We start from the raw sequence: 17074 nt of genomic DNA, 5'->3' as shown, positions 1-17074 counted from the left end.
AATTTTCGGGCTCACTCCGGCTTGACCCGTCGGCCGAGCAACATGCCGACCGCGTCACGGACCGCCAACCCCTCATGGCACACCTGGTGGACGGCCTCGGTCAACGGCATCTCGACCCCGTGAGCCGCCGCGAGAGCCCGCACCGAGGTACAGGACTTGACGCCCTCGGCGACTTGCCCGTTCGTCGCGGCCTGTGCGCTCTCGAGCGACCCGCCGAGCCCCAGCCGCTCACCGAACGACCTGTTGCGTGACAGCGGCGAGTTGCACGTCGCGACCAGATCGCCGACGCCGGCGAGGCCCGCCAGGGTCGGCGCACTGCCGCCCAGCGCGACGCCGAGCCGGATGGTCTCGGCGAGGCCCCGTGTGATGAGGGTCGCGATCGTGTTCTCGCCCAGTCCGATTCCGGACGCCATGCCACACGCCAGCGCGATGACGTTCTTACACACACCGCCGATCTCGCAACCGATCACATCGGTGTTTGTGTAGGGGCGGAAATAGCCTGTTGCACAAGACTTCTGGATGGCCATCGCACGTGCCTCATCGGTGCACGCCACGACGGTCGCGGTGGGCTGTTCCAGCGCGATTTCGCGTGCGAGATTAGGTCCCGACAGTACTGCGACCCGGGACGGGTCGACTGCGGCCACTTGGGAGATGACCTCACTCATCCGCAGCAGGGTGCCGCTCTCGATACCTTTCGCGAGGCTCAACAGTGTCGCGTCCGCACCGATCGCCCCGGCCCAGCGCTCGAGGTTGCCGCGCAACGACTGTGACGGCACGGCGAGCACGACGATGTCGGCCCCGTCGAGTGCCTTCTCGTGGTCGGTCGTGGCGGACAGTGCCGCCGGGAGCGTGATCCCGGGCAGATAATCAGGGTTCTCGTGACGCGCGACGATCGCGTCGGCCACCTCGCTTCGCCGCGTCCACAACGTGACGTCCGTCCCCGCGTCCGCGAGCACCTTCGCGAACGTGGTCCCCCACGAACCCCCGCCCAGCACCGCTGCCTTGGTCACACCGCCCCTCCGATCCGCTCACCGCTCGCGTCATTCACTGCCCACACCGTTTCGCCGCCGACCGGCCTTCGTCGTGGACTTCCTCGAGCTTTTGGACTGTTCGAGAACACGATATCCCGCCGGGGCACGAGGGGCGCCGGTCGCAGGTAGCCGCTGCTGCTGGCAAGATTGCGCGCATGCAGGCGCGGTACCGATCGGAACCAGCGGTGCACGTTCATGTGCTGGTTGCCGTCAAGGAACTTCGGGTCGCGAAGTCACGGCTCGCCGAGTCCCTGTCTTCGGACGACCGCACCGACCTCGTCGCCGCGATGCTGCACGACACACTGGACACCCTCGTGGGAGCGGGAATCGCCGACGATCCGTTCTCTGGCATCACGGTCGTCACACCCGATCCGGCAGTGGCCGCGATCGCGGAAGCGCACGGCGTAAGGCACTGGCCGGATCCGGATCCGGATCCGGCCCGGACGCATACCGAGGAGTCCGGTCTCAATGCCGCGCTCGTCGCTGCCGAGGCGGGACTCACCTCGGACCCCGACGCAACCGATCTCGTGGCGCTGCAAGCCGATCTGCCTGCGCTACGTGCCGGCGAGCTGCTCGATGCTCTCGCGGCAGCCCGCCGCGTCGGTCGCGCAATCGTCGTGGACCATGCCGGCACCGGGACTGCAGCACTGTTCGCGTGCGGAATCGGGGGCTCGCTCGACCCCCGGTTCGGCTCGGATTCGGCCGCCCGCCACATCGCGTCCGGCGCCCGAGCACTCGAAGGCGACTGGCCGGGTCTGCGGCAGGACGTGGACACCGTCGCCGATCTCGAAGCCGCCGCCCGACTCGGGCTCGGACCAGCGACCGCGGCGGTTCTCGACCGTATCGCGTGTACGCCCGATCTCGGGCGCTCGTTCTCACCGTGAACTGCCCACGGTTGCCGTGAACTGCTCACGATCGACTGTCGTGGCCGCGATTCTCGAGGGAGGATCGAAGGGTGAGCAACGAGAATGCGCTCGAGCGACGCACAACTACTGACCGATCGCGCGGGGACGGCTCCGGCGCCGCCCGCAAGATTCCGGTCGGCGGGCGCGACGGCGGGCACACACCCGGCCTTCCCACGGCACCTCCGACCGCGACCCCGAATGGGGCCGTCAATGGCGGGCTGCCGTCCGACCGCTATCTCAACCGCGAACTGAGTTGGCTCGACTTCAACTCGCGAGTCCTCGTGTTGGCCGAGGACAGCTCCATCCCGCTTCTCGAGCGGGCGAAATTCCTTGCGATCTTCGCCTCCAACCTCGACGAGTTCTACATGGTGCGCGTCGCGGGTCTCAAACGCCGCGACGAAACCGGACTGTCCGTCCGATCCGCCGATGGACTCTCGCCGCGTGAGCAATTGGCACTGATCGGCGCCCGCACCCAGGAGACTGCCGAACAGCATGCCCGGGTCTTCCTCGATTCGGTCCGGCCAGCGCTCGCCAAGGAGGGCATCTCGATCATCAGTTGGTCCGATCTCGACGCGGACGAACGTCGCCGACTGTCGGATTACTTCCATGAGCAGGTTTTCCCCGTCCTGACGCCGCTCGCCGTCGACCCAGCGCACCCGTTCCCGTACATCAGTGGCCTGAGCTTGAACCTCGCAGTGACGGTCAAGGACGCGACCACCGGCGGCGAGCACTTCGCGCGAGTGAAGGTCCCGGACAACGTCGATCGCTTCGTTCGAGTCAAGCGCACGGGGGACGCCCGCGGCGCCATCGCCGCGTTCCTGCCAACCGAGGATCTCATCGCGGCGCACCTCGACGTGCTTTTTCCTGGCATGGAAATCGTCGAGCACCACGCCTTCCGAGTCACCCGGAACGCCGACTTCGAGGTCGAGGAGGACCGGGACGAGGACCTCCTGCAGGCACTCGAGCGTGAATTGGCCCGACGCCGGTTCGGGTCCCCGGTCCGACTCGAGGTGGCCGACGACATGACCGAGCACATGCTCGACCTGCTGCTGCGGGAACTCGACGTCGATCCGGGTGACGTGATCCAAGTTCCTGGGCTACTCGATCTTTCGTCCCTGTGGCAGGTGTACGGCGTCGACCGGCCCAGCCTCAAGGACGCGCCGTTCGTTCCCGCGACCCACCCCGCATTCGGCGAGCGCGAGACACCCAAGAGTGTGTTCTCGACGTTGCGCGACGGTGACGTCCTGGTCCAGCACCCGTACGACTCGTTCTCGACGAGCGTCCAGCGGTTCATCGAACAGGCCGCAGCAGACCCACAGGTGCTCGCGATCAAGCAGACCCTCTACCGGACCTCGGGCGACTCACCAATCGTCAATGCGTTGATCGCTGCCGCGGAGGCCGGCAAACAGGTAGTAGCGCTCGTCGAGATCAAGGCCAGATTCGACGAGCAGGCGAACATCAAGTGGGCACGCAAGCTCGAGCAAGCCGGCGTCCACGTCGTCTACGGACTCGTCGGACTCAAGACGCATTGCAAGACTTGCCTCGTGGTGCGCCGGGAAGGCTCCGCGATCCGGCGCTACTGCCACATCGGGACCGGCAACTACAACCCCAAGACCGCTCGGCTGTACGAGGACGTCGGTCTGCTGACGGCTGCACCGGAGATCGGCGCCGACCTGACGGACCTGTTCAACTCGCTCACCGGATACTCGCGGAAGTCGCAGTACCGCAACCTACTCGTCGCGCCATACGGCATTCGCACCGGAATGATCAGGCGGATCGAGGCAGAGATCGAGCACAAGAACGCCGGTCGCGAGGCCGGAATTCGACTCAAGGCCAACGCACTCGTCGACGAACAGGTGATCGACGCGCTCTACCGAGCATCTCTCGCAGGTGTCCCTGTCCGGGTCGTCGTGCGAGGCATCTGCGCGCTCAAGCCGGGCGTTCCGGGGCTGAGCGAGAACATCGAGGTCCGTTCGATCCTCGGCCGGTTCCTCGAACACTCCCGGATCCTCCACTTCAGAGGCGCAAACGAATTCTGGATCGGAAGTGCGGACATGATGCACCGCAACCTCGATCGGCGGGTCGAAGTGATGGCACAGGTCAAGGATCCCCGGCTCACCCTCCAACTCGACGAGATCTTCGAATCCGCACTCGATCCGACCACTCGGTGCTGGGTGCTGCAGGCGGACGGCAGCTGGCAGGAGTCGCCCGCCGGCGGCGAGGAGGTCCGCGAACACCAGGAGGAGATGATGCGCCGCCGTAGGGCCAACGCATGACCGCCACTCGCCCGACGCGGGCTGCCGAGGACCACAGCACTGTGGCCGATGGAAGGAACGAAGCCTTTTGAAGCCCGAGAATCCGCGCGCCGACAAATCGACGAGCGGCAAACCAGTCAAAGCAAACATTTTCGCGGCGGGCGCAGTTCTGTGGCGAAAGTCCTCCTCGAATCCCTACGAGATCGAAGTCGGTCTGATTCACCGGCAACGCTACGACGACTGGTCATTTCCGAAGGGCAAAATCGATCCCGGCGAAACCGCGATCGCCGCTGCCGTGCGCGAGATCCGCGAGGAAACGGGAATCACTGCGCGATTGGGTCGGCATCTGTCGGGTGTGACCTATCCGATACCTGGGCATCGCAAGCTCAAGCGCGTCGAATACTGGGCCGCCGAGGCGGTCTCGGGTGAGTTCGAACCCAACGACGAAGTCGACGAGATGCGCTGGCTCGAGCCCCATCGAGTCGCCGAGCACCTCTCGTATCCGATGGACCGCACGATTCTCCGACGGTTCGCGCAGCTGCCGCCGGACACGACCACCGTACTACTCGTCCGGCACGGCAAGGCCGGAAACAGCCAGAAGTACACAGGGGACGACGTCGTGCGCCCCCTCGATGCCAAGGGGAAGGTCCAGGCGGAAGCCCTTGTCGCACAGTTGCAGGCTTTCGGGGCGACCGAGATCTGGTCGGCGGACCGTAGACGGTGCATCGAGACCGTCGAGCCGCTCGCCGAGAAGCTCGCGGTTCCGATCCGGATCGAGCCGCTCCTGTCCGAGGAGGGATACGCGGCCGACCCGGCGGGGGCACGGGCCCGCGTGCGCAAGATCGCGGCGATGGGGGGTGTCCAGGTGATCTGCAGCCAAGGCGGTGTCATCCCGGATCTGACGCGGTGGTGGGCCGATCGCGACGGGGTCCCCCTGCCGCCAGCACGAAATCGGAAGGCAAGTACCTGGGTTCTGTCCCTCTCCGGCGGACGGCTCATGGCGGCCGACCACATCGACAGCCCACTCCCGATCCTTCGCAACTCGAACTGATCCGACGCAACGGCGACTCGGCGGCCGCGGGAGAAATCCCGTGGCCGCCGAGTTGATTACGGAGTATTCAGGTTCCGTGACACCGAAGCGCTGCAGTTCTACCTGCGGGAGCCGCGCTTCGCCGGAGCCTTCTTAGCTGCGGTCTTCCTGGCGCCACCCCTGGCCGGAGCCTTGGCCGCAGTCTTCTTGGCCGCGGTCTTCTTCGCGACGGTCTTCTTCGCCGCCACCTTCTTCGCGGGAGCCTTGGCCGCAGTCTTCTTGGCCGCAGTCTTCTTCGCGACGGTCTTCTTCGCGACGGTCTTCTTGGCCGCAGTCTTCTTCGCGACGGTCTTCTTGGCCGCAGTCTTCTTCGCGACGGTCTTCTTCGCCGCCACCTTCTTCGCGGGAGCCTTGGCTGCCGCCTTCTTCGCGGCAGTCTTCTTAGCCGCCGCCTTCTTGGCCGCCGCCTTCTTCGCCGCCGCCTTCTTCGCGGCTGTCTTCTTCGCCGCCGCCTTCTTCACAGGCTCTGCCGCACCACGCTTGACGGCCGGTCCGGCGGAAGGGAGCTTTTGGCCGCCGGCGATGAGGGCCTTGAACTGTGCCCCCGGACGGAAAGCCGGAACCGACGTCGGCTTGACCTTGACGGTCTCGCCGGTGCGCGGGTTGCGTGCGACTCGGGCTGCGCGACGGCGCTGCTCGAAAACGCCGAAGCCCGTGATGGTCACGCTCTGACCGGCGTAGACGGCACGCACGATCGTGTCGACGACGTGCTCGACCGCCTCGGTGGCGGTGCGTCGATCCGTGCCAAGTTTCTCGGTCAGAACATCGATGAGCTCTGCCTTGTTCATGGAATTCCTCCGCAGACTAATGGTCCACCGTCGGACCGACTAGGAACTACGGTAAACCCGAAATCGGCAAGAGTCTATGTGGCACGCCAATTCTCATCCAAAACGGCCCCCCAATCTGTGATAGATGGGGGGCCGTGTCAGCGGTCGGTTTGTGTCAATTGTCGTTCACGACCGAACTCGGAAGCGTCACAGGTTTCCATGAAGGCCTTGACTTTTCGAACTCAGAAATCGCGTCTACCTGGCGCAACGTGAGGCCGATATCGTCGAGACCCTCCAACAGACGCCACCGGGTGTAGTCGTCAATCTCGAAGCGCACCACCACCGTTCCGGCGGTCACCGTCTTGTCCTCGAGATTGACGACGAGGTTGAGGCCTGGCTGCTCCTCGAGGAGCTTCCACAGCATCTCGACATCGCTCTGGTCGACCTGCGCCGCCAGCAGTCCAGCCTTGCCGGCGTTGCCGCGGAAGATGTCTGCGAAACGGGACGCAATTACGACTCGGAAGCCGTAGTCGGACAACGCCCAGACGGCGTGCTCCCGGGACGAGCCGGTGCCGAAGTCCGGACCGGCCACGAGGACGGTGCCCTTGTCGTACGGTTCCAGGTTCAGGATGAATTCGGGATCGCTACGCCACGCGGCGAAGAGTCCGTCCTCGAATCCGGTGCGAGTCACTCGCTTCAAGTACACAGCGGGGATGATCTGATCGGTGTCCACGTTCGAGCGACGCAGCGGAACACCGATTCCCTTATGAGTGGTAAAGGCTTTCATAGTTTTCTCCTAGTTCCTCGGCCCCCGTAGGCCCTATGCCAGGTCTGCGGGCGCCGCAAGCGTGCCCCGAACTGCGGTCGCTGCAGCGACAGCGGGGGAGACCAGGTGCGTACGCCCCCCCTTGCCTTGGCGGCCTTCGAAATTCCGGTTGGACGTCGAAGCCGAACGCTCACCGGGCGCCAACTGGTCCGGATTCATGCCTAGACACATCGAACAACCAGCCTGGCGCCATTCGGCACCTGCGGTTGTGAAAATCTCGCCTAGACCTTCCTCTTCCGCCTGCGCGCGCACGCGCATCGAGCCGGGGACGATGAGCATTCGGACGCCATCCGCCACTCGCCGGCCCTTCAGAACCTCTGCGACGGCCCGCAGATCCTCGATACGACCGTTGGTGCACGATCCGACGAACACGGTGTCGACGGAGATCTCACGCAGCGGAGTGCCCGCTTCCAATCCCATGTACGCCAGAGCCTTCTCGGCGGCGAGGCGTTCACTCTCGTTCGTGAAATCTGCCGGGTTCGGAACCGAATCGCCCAGCGGAGCACCCTGACCGGGGTTGGTTCCCCATGTCACAAACGGCGTCAGTGACGCGGCATCGATGTGGACCTCGGCATCGAAGACAGCATCGTCGTCCGTCTTCAGCTGCTCCCAGGCCGCGACGGCCGCATCCCAGTCTGCGCCCCGCGGTGCGTGCGGACGGCCCTTGATGAACTCGTAGGTGGTCTCGTCGGGCGCGATCATTCCTGCCCGTGCACCGGCCTCGATCGACATGTTGCAGATCGTCATCCGGGCTTCCATCGACAGCTTCCGGATCGCCTCGCCGCGGTACTCGATCACATATCCTTGTCCTCCACCGGTACCGATCTTCGCGATCACAGCGAGAATGAGGTCCTTGCTAGTGACACCGGGTGGCAGCTCACCGTCGACCGTGATCGCCATGGTCTTGAACGGCCGCAGTGACAGGGTCTGCGTGGCCATCACATGCTCGACCTCGCTGGTACCGATTCCCATTGCGAGAGCACCGAAAGCGCCGTGCGTGGATGTGTGGCTGTCCCCGCAGACCACGGTCATGCCGGGCTGCGTCAGGCCCAACTGTGGGCCGACCACGTGCACGATGCCCTGATCGAGATCGCCCATGGGGTGCAAACGGACTCCGAACTCCTCGCAGTTCTTCCGCAGGGTTTCGACCTGAGTTCGTGAGACCGGATCCGCGATCGGCTTGTCGATGTCGATCGTCGGGACGTTGTGGTCCTCGGTGGCGATCGTCAGGTCCGGCCGACGCAGCTTGCGTCCGGCCAGTCGGAGCCCGTCGAAGGCCTGCGGGCTGGTGACCTCGTGAACGAGGTGCAGGTCTATATGGATCAGGTCCGGATGCCTTGCCGCACCCTCACCTTCTCCACGAACGACTACGTGTTCGTCCCACACCTTCTCGGCCAGAGTGCGTCCTCTTTGAACCATCTATTCCACCTCTGCAATCAGAATCTCGCGCCGCCGGGCTTCGGGGCCGACCCGTGTCGCGTGACGCTTCGAACCATCCGCTCCGCATTTCGGTTATGATCCCACTATACGAGAACGGAGTATCGACCTATGAGACAGCATAGCGGCATCGGAGTGCTCGACAAAGCAGTGGGCGTACTTCGTGCGGTGGCCGAACAGCCATGCAGCCTCACCGAACTCTGCAACCGCACCGGGCTCCCCCGCGCCACCGCGCACCGCCTCGCGGTCGGCCTCGAGGTCCACAGGCTCCTGACCCGTGACACGGAAGGGCTGTGGCGCCCCGGTCCCGGCCTGAGCGAGCTCGCCGCCGGGGCCACAGACACGCTCGTCGACGCCGCAGCCCTCGTACTCCCCCGCCTGCGTGAGATCACGGGTGAGAGCGTGCAGTTGTACCGCCGCGAGGGCGTCCAACGCGTGTGTGTCGCTTCGATGGAACCGCCGACCGGCCTCCGGGACACCGTTCTCGTGGGTGCCCGACTGCCGATGACGGCTGGGTCGGGGGCAAAGGTCCTCCTCGCATGGGCCGACCCGCAGACGCAGCGTGCCATTCTTCCCGAGGCATCCTTCGGCGAGCGGGTGCTCGTCGAGGTTCGACGTCGCGGCTGGGCGCAAAGCGCCGCCGAACGAGAACCCGGCGTCGCCAGTGTCGCGGCGCCGGTGCGTGACGCGGCCGGCAACGTCGTGGCCGCGATATCGGTGTCGGGCCCGATCGACCGCATGGGCCGCCGCCCGGGTGCGCGTTGGGCTGCAGATCTGTTGGCTGCGTCAGAGGCCCTCCACAAGCGCCTCTGACGCAGCAACCGACCCCCTTTGGGCGCAGGCCGCGTGATTCGTGGCACAGTCGTTCGATAGAACGAATTCCAGCCGAGTGGAGGTACTGCTGTGGGAGTCAATCAGCGCGGACAGATCACAATGACGGTCGAGGAAGTCACCGAGTTCATCGAACGGAGCCGCGTCGGCACAATGGCGACGATCGGACCGAGCGGCACTCCCCACCTCGTCGCCATGTGGTATGCGGTGATCGACGGCGAGCTGTGGTTCGAGACCAAGGCGAAGTCGCAGAAGGCCGTCAACCTGCGCCGCGACGATCGGCTGACCGTGATGATCGAGGACGGCGACACCTACGACACGCTTCGCGGTGTCTCGATCGAGGGTCGCGGCGAGATCGTCGACGACCCAGAGGCACTGTTCAAGGTCGGAATCAACATCTGGGAGCGCTACACCGGTCCGTACTCCGAGGACGTCAAGCCCGCTGTCGAGATGATGCTGCACAAGCGAGTTGCTGTCCGCGTCGTTCCCGATCGGCTTCGTTCGTGGGACCACCGCAAGCTCGGCCTGCCTGCCATGCCGGTCGGTGGCTCGACAGCCGCCTACCTCTAGCCCCGAAACGGTCTAAGCCCGAAAATGGAAGCGCCCTCCGATCACGTGATCGGAGGGCGCTTCTCGTGGTAGCCCCGACGGGATTTGAACCCGCGCTACCGCCTTGAGAGGGCGGCGTCCTAGGCCGCTAGACGACGGGGCCAGGACTGTGTTGCTCTGCAAATCCACTCCGCAAAAAGCCTCCGATGATCGGAGGGCGTTTCCGTGGTAGCCCCGACGGGATTTGAACCCGCGCTACCGCCTTGAGAGGGCGGCGTCCTAGGCCGCTAGACGACGGGGCCGAGAACTTGCATCCAACACTGTATGACTGCGCAGCTCTGACGAACGATCACAGTGTATGTACCGAAACACCTTGCAAACGAGGCGTTGCAGTTGGAAGGTCCGGCGAGCCGCAACTCACCAGAATCCCAGAGGCTTTCGCCTCACGGACTTCCGCTGGGGTACCAGGACTCGAACCTAGAATGGCTGAACCAGAATCAGCTGTGTTGCCAATTACACCATACCCCAATGGCCTGTTCCGAAAGCCTTACCCTGACGGGCGCCAGCCTCCGCTCCGAGCCGAGAGAAAGGTTATCAAACCCCTCCCCATTTTCCACAAATTACCTGGTCGGCGCCCAAAATCGGGCGATTCCGGAATGCTCCACCAGGCCACCGGAGACCAGCCACTCTTCGCTCGGCGGCCCAGCCTCTACTCGGTGGCCCTGCCGCTACTCGGCGGCCCTATGTTGCGGTGTCAGGCGATCGACGCGCGGGCCGAGCGCAGGCGCGCCAATGTCGCCTCCCGCCCGAGCAGTTCCATCGACTCGTACAGCGGAGGGCTGACGTGTGAGCCGGTGAGCGCCACGCGCACCGGCGCGAACGCCTTGCGCGGCTTCAACCCGAGCTTCTCGATCAGCGCGGTCTTGAGCGCCTCCTCGAGATCCGCGGTCGCCCACCTTGGCAGGGAGTCGAGGGCCGCGATGGTCTCATCCAGTACCGGAGCGGCGTCGGCGCCGAGGTTCTTCGCCGCGGCCGCCGGGTCGATGGAAAATTCGGCCTCGTCCACGAGCAGGAACTTCAGCAAGGCCCACGCATCGGAGAGCACGACGATGCGGGTCTGTACCAAGTCGGCCGCGACATCGAACTGCTCGGCGGAGAGTGCGTCGACCGGGTGGCCGTGCGTCGTCAGGTACGCACGCAGGCGGGCCGAGAAGTCCGCCGGCTCGAGAAGTCGAAGGTGCTCGGCGTTGATCGCGTCTGCCTTCTTCTGATCGAAGCGGGCCGGATTCGAGTTCACCTTGGAGATGTCGAAGGCAGCGACCATCTCGTCGAGCGAGAACACATCGCGGTCGTCGGCGAGACCCCACCCCAGCAGGGCCAGGTAGTTGAGCAGGCCTTCAGGGATGAATCCGCGGTCACGGTGAATGAAGAGATTCGACTCGGGATCACGCTTGGACAGCTTCTTGTTGCCCTGGCCCATCACAAACGGGAGGTGGCCGAACTCCGGTGTGAAATCAGCGACACCGATGCGCTGCAACGCCTCGTACAGCGCGAGCTGACGCGGCGTCGACGACAGCAAATCCTCACCCCGGAGGACGTGGGTGATCTTCATCAAAGCGTCGTCGACCGGATTCACCAGCGTGTAGAGCGGGATCCCGTTTCCACGAGTGAGCGCAAAGTCCGGCACCGTACCGGCCTTGAACGTTGTCTCGCCACGCACCAGGTCGTTCCACGTCAAATCGTGGTCGGGCATCCGCAGACGCACGACAGGCTTACGTCCCTCGTCGAGGTAGGCCTGCCGCTGCTGCGCCGTCAGGTCCCGATCGAAGTTGTCATATCCGAGCTTGGGATCGCGTCCGGCGGTCTTGTGCCGCTCCTCGACTTCCTCCGGGGTCGAGAAGGACTCGTATGCCTCACCCGCCTCTAGCAGGCGGCGTACGACGTCGAGATGCAGATCTCGCCGCTGCGACTGCCGGTACGGCTCGTGCGGACCGCCCACCTCCGGTCCCTCGTCCCAGTTCAAACCCAGCCAGCGCAACGTATCGAGGAGCGCCTCGTACGACTCCTCTGTGTCACGGGCGGCGTCGGTGTCCTCGATGCGGAACACGAACGTGCCGCCGTGGTGACGGGCGAACGCCCAGTTGAACAGAGCAGTCCGGACGAGCCCGACGTGCGGGGTCCCGGTGGGTGACGGACAGAAACGGACGCGTACTTCGCTGGTGGTCATGGCTCACTTCGATAGACGCTGCAGGGCACGGCTGGACACTGGAAAGGACCTCTACAGGCTAGTCGTGTGCCGGTTCCGTGCCCAGCCGGTGCACGCATCGATCAACGCTTGGCGGCAACCGGATTGGTCAGAGTTCCGATACCGGCGACGGTGACGCTCACGGTCTGACCGTCGACGATCGGGCCCACTCCCTCGGGCGTGCCGGTGAGTAGCACGTCCCCGGGCAGCAGGGTCATCACCGTCGACACCCACTCGATGATCTTCGGAACATCGTGCAGCAGAAGCGAAGTGCGGCTGCGCTGCTTGATCTCGCCGTCGACCTCGGTCTTGATCTCGACGTCCGAGACGTCGAGGTTGGTCTCGATCCACGGACCCAACGGGCAGAACGTGTCGTACCCCTTGCCCCGCGTCCACTGTCCGTCCCGACGCTGCTGGTCGCGCGCGGTGACGTCGTTCGCGACGGTGTATCCGAGGATGACCTCGCGGGCCTTGGCTGCCGGAACATCCTTGCAGGGCCGACCGATGACGACGGCGAGTTCACCCTCGTAGTGCACCTCATTCGACGACGGCGGCAGCACTATCCGGGCATCCGGACCCACGATTGCGGTGTTGGGCTTGATGAAAATGACCGGATCCTCGGGTGCCTCGCCACCCATCTCGGCCGCGTGCGCCGCGTAGTTCTTGCCGACGCAGATCACCTTGCTGGCGAGAATCGGGGCCAGCAGGCGAACATCGGCGAGGGGCCAGCTGCGTCCGGTGAAAGTCGGTTGCCCAAAGGGATGTTCGGCGATCTCCTTCGCGGTTTGCGCATCGCCCTCCCCCTCGATCGACACGAAAGCAACTCCGTCCGGACTGGCGATTCGACCTAGGCGCATGGGGCCGAGTCTATCGAGTCAGCGCACGCGACTCCGGAGCACCCGTCGCGCTCGACACCTTCGAGGGTCTACACTTCGTACGCATCCATATTATAAGAACTCCATTTCATATCTTGGGATTCAGATGGCCGAGACAAGGCACCAGGACGTGCGCGTCAGTGCGACGCAACGCTGGTCGATGCTCGGGCTGGGCGTGTTCGCGCAGGCCGCGGGTGCTTTGTTCTCCAACGCCCCCGCTTTTCTGCTCCCCACATTGGTCGGTGACCATGGAATGGAGCTCTCGCAGGCCGGTCTCCTCGTGGCCGCACCGACCGTCGGGTTCTTGGTCAGCCTGATTGCCTGGGGCGTGGTCGTCGACCGGATCGGGGAACGACGGGTCCTCGTCGCCGGTATGGCGGTCACGGGCCTCGCAAGCGCCGGCGCCGCGATCTCCTCGTCGTTCGCGATGCTGGGCGGGTTCCTGCTCATCGGCGGGATGGCGGCGTCGAGCGCGAACGCGGCCAGCGGACGGGTCGTGGTCGGATGGTTCCCGCCGGCACGACGCGGCCTCGCGATGGGAATCCGGCAGATGGCGATCCCACTGGGCGTGGCGGTCGCCGCGCTGACAGTGCCACGAATCGCCGAATCGCACGGTGTCGGTTGGGCATTGGTGCTACCGGCCGCTGTGACGTCGATCGCGGCGGTGACCTGTCTGTTCGTCGTCGACCCGCCCCGACCTGCCCGCTCCGCGGCACAAGACTCCGGCCTGCTCGACAACCCGTACCGCGAATCGAGCGTTCTGTGGCGGATCCACGGCGTATCGGTCATTCTCGTCGTCCCGCAGTACGTGGTCTGGACGTTCGCGCTGCTGTGGCTCATGGCGGATCGCGGCTGGTCTGCAGGATCGGCCGGTGTCCTGATCGCCGTGACCCAATTACTCGCCGCCGCAGGCCGGATCGCCGCCGGAGCACTGTCCGATCGGGTGGGCAGCAGGATGCGTCCGCTGCGCTGGGTCGCGATGGCAGCCGCAGCCTCGATGGGCGCGTTGGCGCTGACGGACTGGCTGAACTCCCCACTGGCCGTGATCCTGCTGGTGCTGGCATCTGTGATCACCGTGGCGGACAACGGGCTCGCCTTCACGGCCGTCGCCGAGATCGCCGGACCGTACTGGAGCGGCCGGGCGCTCGGCGCGCAGAACACCAGCCAGTACCTCGCCGCCTCGCTGGTGCCGCCGGTGTTCGGAGCAGTGATCGGCGTCGTCGGCTTCCCACTGACATTCGCGGTGACCGCGCTGTTCCCTGTCGGGGCCGTGCCCCTGGTACCGAAGGATCGGCCCGGACGGCAGTAGACCCGGAACCAGACCCAGAAACGAGACCGGGAACCAACGTGGCCGCCGCCCGGATTTCGGGTGGCGGCCACGTCGCCGTAGAAAACGTCGCCCTGGAAAACGTCGGCGCCGAAGTCGAGTTCGCCTAGACGGCAGCGGCGATGCGGTCGCCGACCTCGGTGGTGACGATCGGGGCGCCGCCTCGCGACGCCAGATCCGCCTCGACGGCACGCTCGACACGCGCCGCATCCTCCTCACGCCCCAGGTGACGCAGCAGCATCGCGGCCGACAGAATCGCGGCGGTCGGGTCCGCGACGCCCTGGCCGGCGATGTCCGGCGCAGATCCGTGAACCGGCTCGAACATCGACGGACTCGTGCCCGACGCATCGATGTTGCCGCTCGCAGCCAGGCCGATACCGCCGGTGACCGCGCCCGCGAGGTCGGTGATGATGTCGCCGAACAGGTTGTCCGTGACGATCACGTCGAAGCGCGACGGGTCGGTGACCATGTAGATCGTCGCCGCGTCGATGTGGCAGTACGCCGTCTCGACGTCCGGGTACTCGGCACCGATGGTCTCCATCGCACGGGTCCAGATGCGGCCCGCATTGGAGAGCACGTTCGTCTTGTGGATCAGCGTCAAGTGCTTGCGGCGGGTCCGCGCCAGCTCGTAGGCGTAGCGGACGACGCGCTCGGCACCGAACCACGTGTTGACCGAGACCTCGGTGGCGACTTCCTGCGGGGTGCCGACGCGGATCGAGCCGCCGTTGCCGGTGTACGGCCCCTCGGTGCCCTCGCGAACCACGACGAAGTCGATGTCCGGGGCGGCCGCGAGCGGCGACTTCGAGCCCGGATAGGTCCGGGCCGGTCGCAGGTTCACGTGATGATCGAGCAGGAACCGCATGTTCAGCAGCAGGCCGCGCTCGAGGATGCCTGGAGCGACGAGCCGAGGATCACCGATGGCACCGAGCAGGATTGCATCGTGTCGACGGATCTCGTCGAGTTCGGCCTCCGGCAGCAGTTCACCGGTCTCGTTGTAGCGCTTGGCACCGAGGTCGTACTCGGTGGTCTTCACGTCGGGAACCAACTTGCGCAGCACCTTCAGTGCTTCCGCAGTGACCTCGACACCGATGCCGTCACCGGGAATGACCGCGATCTTCATGGGCACACTCTCTTCCTGAGTTTGCGACTGAGAATCCGACGGTGGCCGCGACCGTCGTCGACGATCGCGGCCACCGGTCAGGGATGAGGGGAATCAGGACAGGTCGACCTGAGCGACTCGAGCGTCGAGCCGTTCCACGATCTGCGCGACCTCGCCGTCACCGACGACACTGTCGACCCGCAGGATCACCGTGGCGCCCGCTCCCTCGACGTCATGGCTGAGCGCGGCGGCCTGGATGTCGATGCCGGCGTTGCCCAGCACGGTGCCCATGACGCCGAGCACGCCCGGACGATCTTCGTAGCTCATGACGATGTTGTGGCCCTCGGCGCGCAGATCGAAGCTACGCCCGTTGATGTTGACGATCTTCTCGATCTGCTGCAGACCGGTCAACGCGCCTGCGACCGTGGTGACGGTGCCATCTGCAGCGACAGCGCGGACCTCGACGGCGCTGCGGTGGGTCTGAGCCTCGCTGTGCTTTTCGACCTCGACGCTCACACCGCGCTGCTCGGCGAGCTGCGGGGCATTGACGAACGTGACGGCCTCGTCGCTGCTTGCCGAGAACAACCCACGCAACGCGGCCAGGCCGAGGATCTCCACGTTCTCGGCCGAGAGCTCGCCGCTCGCAATGACCTGGACGTTCTGGACGGCCTCGGGCGACAACGTGCCGGCGAGCAGGCCCAGCTTGCGAACGAGCTCGAGCCACGGCGCGACCTCTTCGCCGACCGGGCCTCCGGAGACGTTGACTGCGTCCGGCACGAACTCGCCGGCGAGGGCCAATAGAACGCTCTTGGCGACGTCGGTGCCGGCACGGTCCTGGGCCTCGGCGGTGGAGGCGCCCAGGTGCGGGGTGACGACAACATTGTCGAGGTCGAACAGCTTGGAGTCGGTGCAGGGCTCGGTGTTGAACACGTCGAGGCCGGCCGCGCGAACCTTGCCCGACACGAGCGCGTCGTACAGCGCGTCCTCGTCGATCAGGCCACCGCGGGCGGCGTTGACGATGATCACGCCGTCCTTGGCCTTGGCCAGGCGCTCGGCGTTGATCAGCCCCGCGGTCTCCTTGGTCTTGGGCAGGTGCACCGAGATGAAGTCGGCGCGCTCGACGAGCTCGTCGATGTCGACCAGTTCGATGCCCAACTGCCCGGCGCGCGCAGCCGGCAGGTAGGGGTCGTAGGCGATGACGTTGGTCTCGAATGCCGCGAGACGCTGCGCGAACAGCTGGCCGATGCGGCCCAGGCCGACGACACCGACCGTCTTGCCGAGGATCTCGGTGCCGTTGAAGCTCGAACGCTTCCAGGTCTTCTCCCGCAGGGTACGGTCCGCGGCTGGGATCTGGCGGGCGGTCGACAGCAGCAGTGAGACGGCGTGCTCGGCCGCCGAGTGAATGTTGGAGGTGGGCGCGTTGACGACCATGACGCCGCGTTCGGTGGCGGCCGGGATGTCGACGTTGTCGAGGCCGACGCCGGCGCGGCCGACGATCTTCAGCTTGGAGGCGGCTGAGAGCACCTCTGCGTCGACGGTGGTGGCCGAACGTACGAGCAGGGCGTCGGCCTCGGGGACAGCCGCGAGCAGCGCGGGGCGGTCCGGGCCGTCGACCCAGCGCACCTCGACACCGTCTCCGAGCGCATCGACGGTCGATTGTGCGAGCTTGTCGGCGATCAGGACAACGGGGCGGCCATTCTGGCTCACGAGTGAACTCCCTGTGTTGGATGTCGGGCTTGCAGTGTCTTCGGATCCGCGGCCGGGCGCCTCAAAGGGGGCGGGCAGAGGTGGCCACGGTCGGGATCAGTCTAGTTGTCCGGAGGCGACGATTCTGCGG

Annotated in this window: 14 protein-coding genes and 3 tRNA genes; 6 read left to right on the top strand and 11 right to left on the bottom strand. The window is 65.7% G+C overall.

What is annotated here, in order from left to right; genetic code table 11:
* Positions 1 to 11: 11 nt before the first annotated feature.
* On the bottom strand, positions 12 to 1010 hold the full coding sequence (locus tag EGT50_RS02090; RefSeq protein ID WP_127950934.1) for an NAD(P)H-dependent glycerol-3-phosphate dehydrogenase: 999 nt from the start codon (positions 1008 to 1010) through the stop codon (positions 12 to 14).
* A 176-nt stretch (positions 1011 to 1186) separates the two neighbouring features.
* On the opposite strand from EGT50_RS02090, the gene cofC reads away from it, so the two are divergent.
* The 3 genes from cofC (at position 1187) to EGT50_RS02075 (ending at position 5242) form a co-directional block, all read left to right on the top strand.
* Positions 1187 to 1915: a 2-phospho-L-lactate guanylyltransferase gene (gene cofC / locus EGT50_RS02085; protein ID WP_127950933.1), complete on the top strand. Its 729-nt coding sequence runs from the start codon at positions 1187 to 1189 to the stop codon at positions 1913 to 1915.
* Positions 1916 to 2064: 149 nt separating this feature from the next.
* Complete coding sequence (locus EGT50_RS02080) at positions 2065 to 4212, top strand: RNA degradosome polyphosphate kinase (RefSeq protein WP_235870561.1); 2148 nt, start codon at positions 2065 to 2067, stop codon at positions 4210 to 4212.
* A 67-nt stretch (positions 4213 to 4279) separates the two neighbouring features.
* On the top strand, positions 4280 to 5242 hold the full coding sequence (locus EGT50_RS02075; RefSeq protein WP_127950931.1) for an NUDIX hydrolase: 963 nt from the start codon (positions 4280 to 4282) through the stop codon (positions 5240 to 5242).
* A 98-nt stretch (positions 5243 to 5340) separates the two neighbouring features.
* On the opposite strand, the gene EGT50_RS02070 is transcribed toward EGT50_RS02075, so the two are convergent.
* The 3 genes from EGT50_RS02070 to leuC form a co-directional block, all read right to left on the bottom strand.
* Positions 5341 to 6069 carry an HU family DNA-binding protein gene (locus EGT50_RS02070; RefSeq protein WP_127950930.1) on the bottom strand — a complete coding sequence of 243 codons (729 nt, stop codon included), beginning with the start codon at positions 6067 to 6069 and terminating at the stop codon, positions 5341 to 5343.
* 154 nt (positions 6070 to 6223) lie between these two features.
* A complete protein-coding gene (gene leuD / locus EGT50_RS02065) occupies positions 6224 to 6835 on the bottom strand; it encodes a 3-isopropylmalate dehydratase small subunit (protein ID WP_127950929.1) in 612 nt (203 codons plus the stop codon).
* Between the two features lie 33 nt (positions 6836 to 6868).
* Positions 6869 to 8293: a 3-isopropylmalate dehydratase large subunit gene (gene leuC, locus EGT50_RS02060; RefSeq protein WP_127950928.1), complete on the bottom strand. Its 1425-nt coding sequence runs from the start codon at positions 8291 to 8293 to the stop codon at positions 6869 to 6871.
* A gap of 129 nt (positions 8294 to 8422) precedes the next feature.
* Between leuC and EGT50_RS02055 the strand changes: the two genes are divergently transcribed.
* Positions 8423 to 9124 carry an IclR family transcriptional regulator gene (locus EGT50_RS02055; RefSeq protein WP_127950927.1) on the top strand — a complete coding sequence of 234 codons (702 nt, stop codon included), beginning with the start codon at positions 8423 to 8425 and terminating at the stop codon, positions 9122 to 9124.
* A gap of 90 nt (positions 9125 to 9214) precedes the next feature.
* Positions 9215 to 9712: a pyridoxamine 5'-phosphate oxidase family protein gene (locus EGT50_RS02050; RefSeq protein WP_127950926.1), complete on the top strand. Its 498-nt coding sequence runs from the start codon at positions 9215 to 9217 to the stop codon at positions 9710 to 9712.
* Positions 9713 to 9778: 66 nt separating this feature from the next.
* Here the strand turns inward: EGT50_RS02050 and EGT50_RS02045 are convergent.
* From EGT50_RS02045 to EGT50_RS02025, 5 genes are all read right to left on the bottom strand, one after another.
* A tRNA-Glu gene (locus EGT50_RS02045) sits at positions 9779 to 9854 on the bottom strand.
* 63 nt (positions 9855 to 9917) lie between these two features.
* Positions 9918 to 9993: transfer RNA gene (locus tag EGT50_RS02040), tRNA-Glu, on the bottom strand.
* A 154-nt stretch (positions 9994 to 10147) separates the two neighbouring features.
* Positions 10148 to 10219, bottom strand: a tRNA-Gln gene (locus EGT50_RS02035).
* 226 nt (positions 10220 to 10445) lie between these two features.
* Positions 10446 to 11918, bottom strand: coding sequence for a glutamate--tRNA ligase (gene gltX / locus EGT50_RS02030; protein WP_127950925.1), 1473 nt, complete (start codon positions 11916 to 11918; stop codon positions 10446 to 10448).
* Between the two features lie 101 nt (positions 11919 to 12019).
* A complete protein-coding gene (locus tag EGT50_RS02025; RefSeq protein ID WP_127950924.1) occupies positions 12020 to 12793 on the bottom strand; it encodes a fumarylacetoacetate hydrolase family protein in 774 nt (257 codons plus the stop codon).
* A gap of 124 nt (positions 12794 to 12917) precedes the next feature.
* Here EGT50_RS02025 and EGT50_RS02020 point away from each other — a divergent pair, with 124 nt between their 5' ends.
* Complete coding sequence (locus EGT50_RS02020; RefSeq protein WP_206615704.1) at positions 12918 to 14120, top strand: MFS transporter; 1203 nt, start codon at positions 12918 to 12920, stop codon at positions 14118 to 14120.
* 124 nt (positions 14121 to 14244) lie between these two features.
* Here EGT50_RS02020 and EGT50_RS02015 read toward each other — a convergent pair whose 3' ends face one another.
* Positions 14245 to 15258 (bottom strand): 3-isopropylmalate dehydrogenase, encoded by a 1014-nt coding sequence (locus EGT50_RS02015; RefSeq protein WP_127950923.1) that lies wholly within the window; start codon positions 15256 to 15258, stop codon positions 14245 to 14247.
* A gap of 93 nt (positions 15259 to 15351) precedes the next feature.
* Positions 15352 to 16944: a phosphoglycerate dehydrogenase gene (serA, locus tag EGT50_RS02010; RefSeq protein ID WP_127950922.1), complete on the bottom strand. Its 1593-nt coding sequence runs from the start codon at positions 16942 to 16944 to the stop codon at positions 15352 to 15354.
* Positions 16945 to 17074: the final 130 nt, after the last annotated feature.

This window comes from Rhodococcus xishaensis (assembly GCF_004011825.1).
Classification (GTDB): Bacteria; Actinomycetota; Actinomycetes; order Mycobacteriales; family Mycobacteriaceae; genus Prescottella; species Prescottella xishaensis.
Note: the sequence above shows the minus strand (reverse complement) of the source record. Positions and strands in the feature narration are given on the sequence as shown.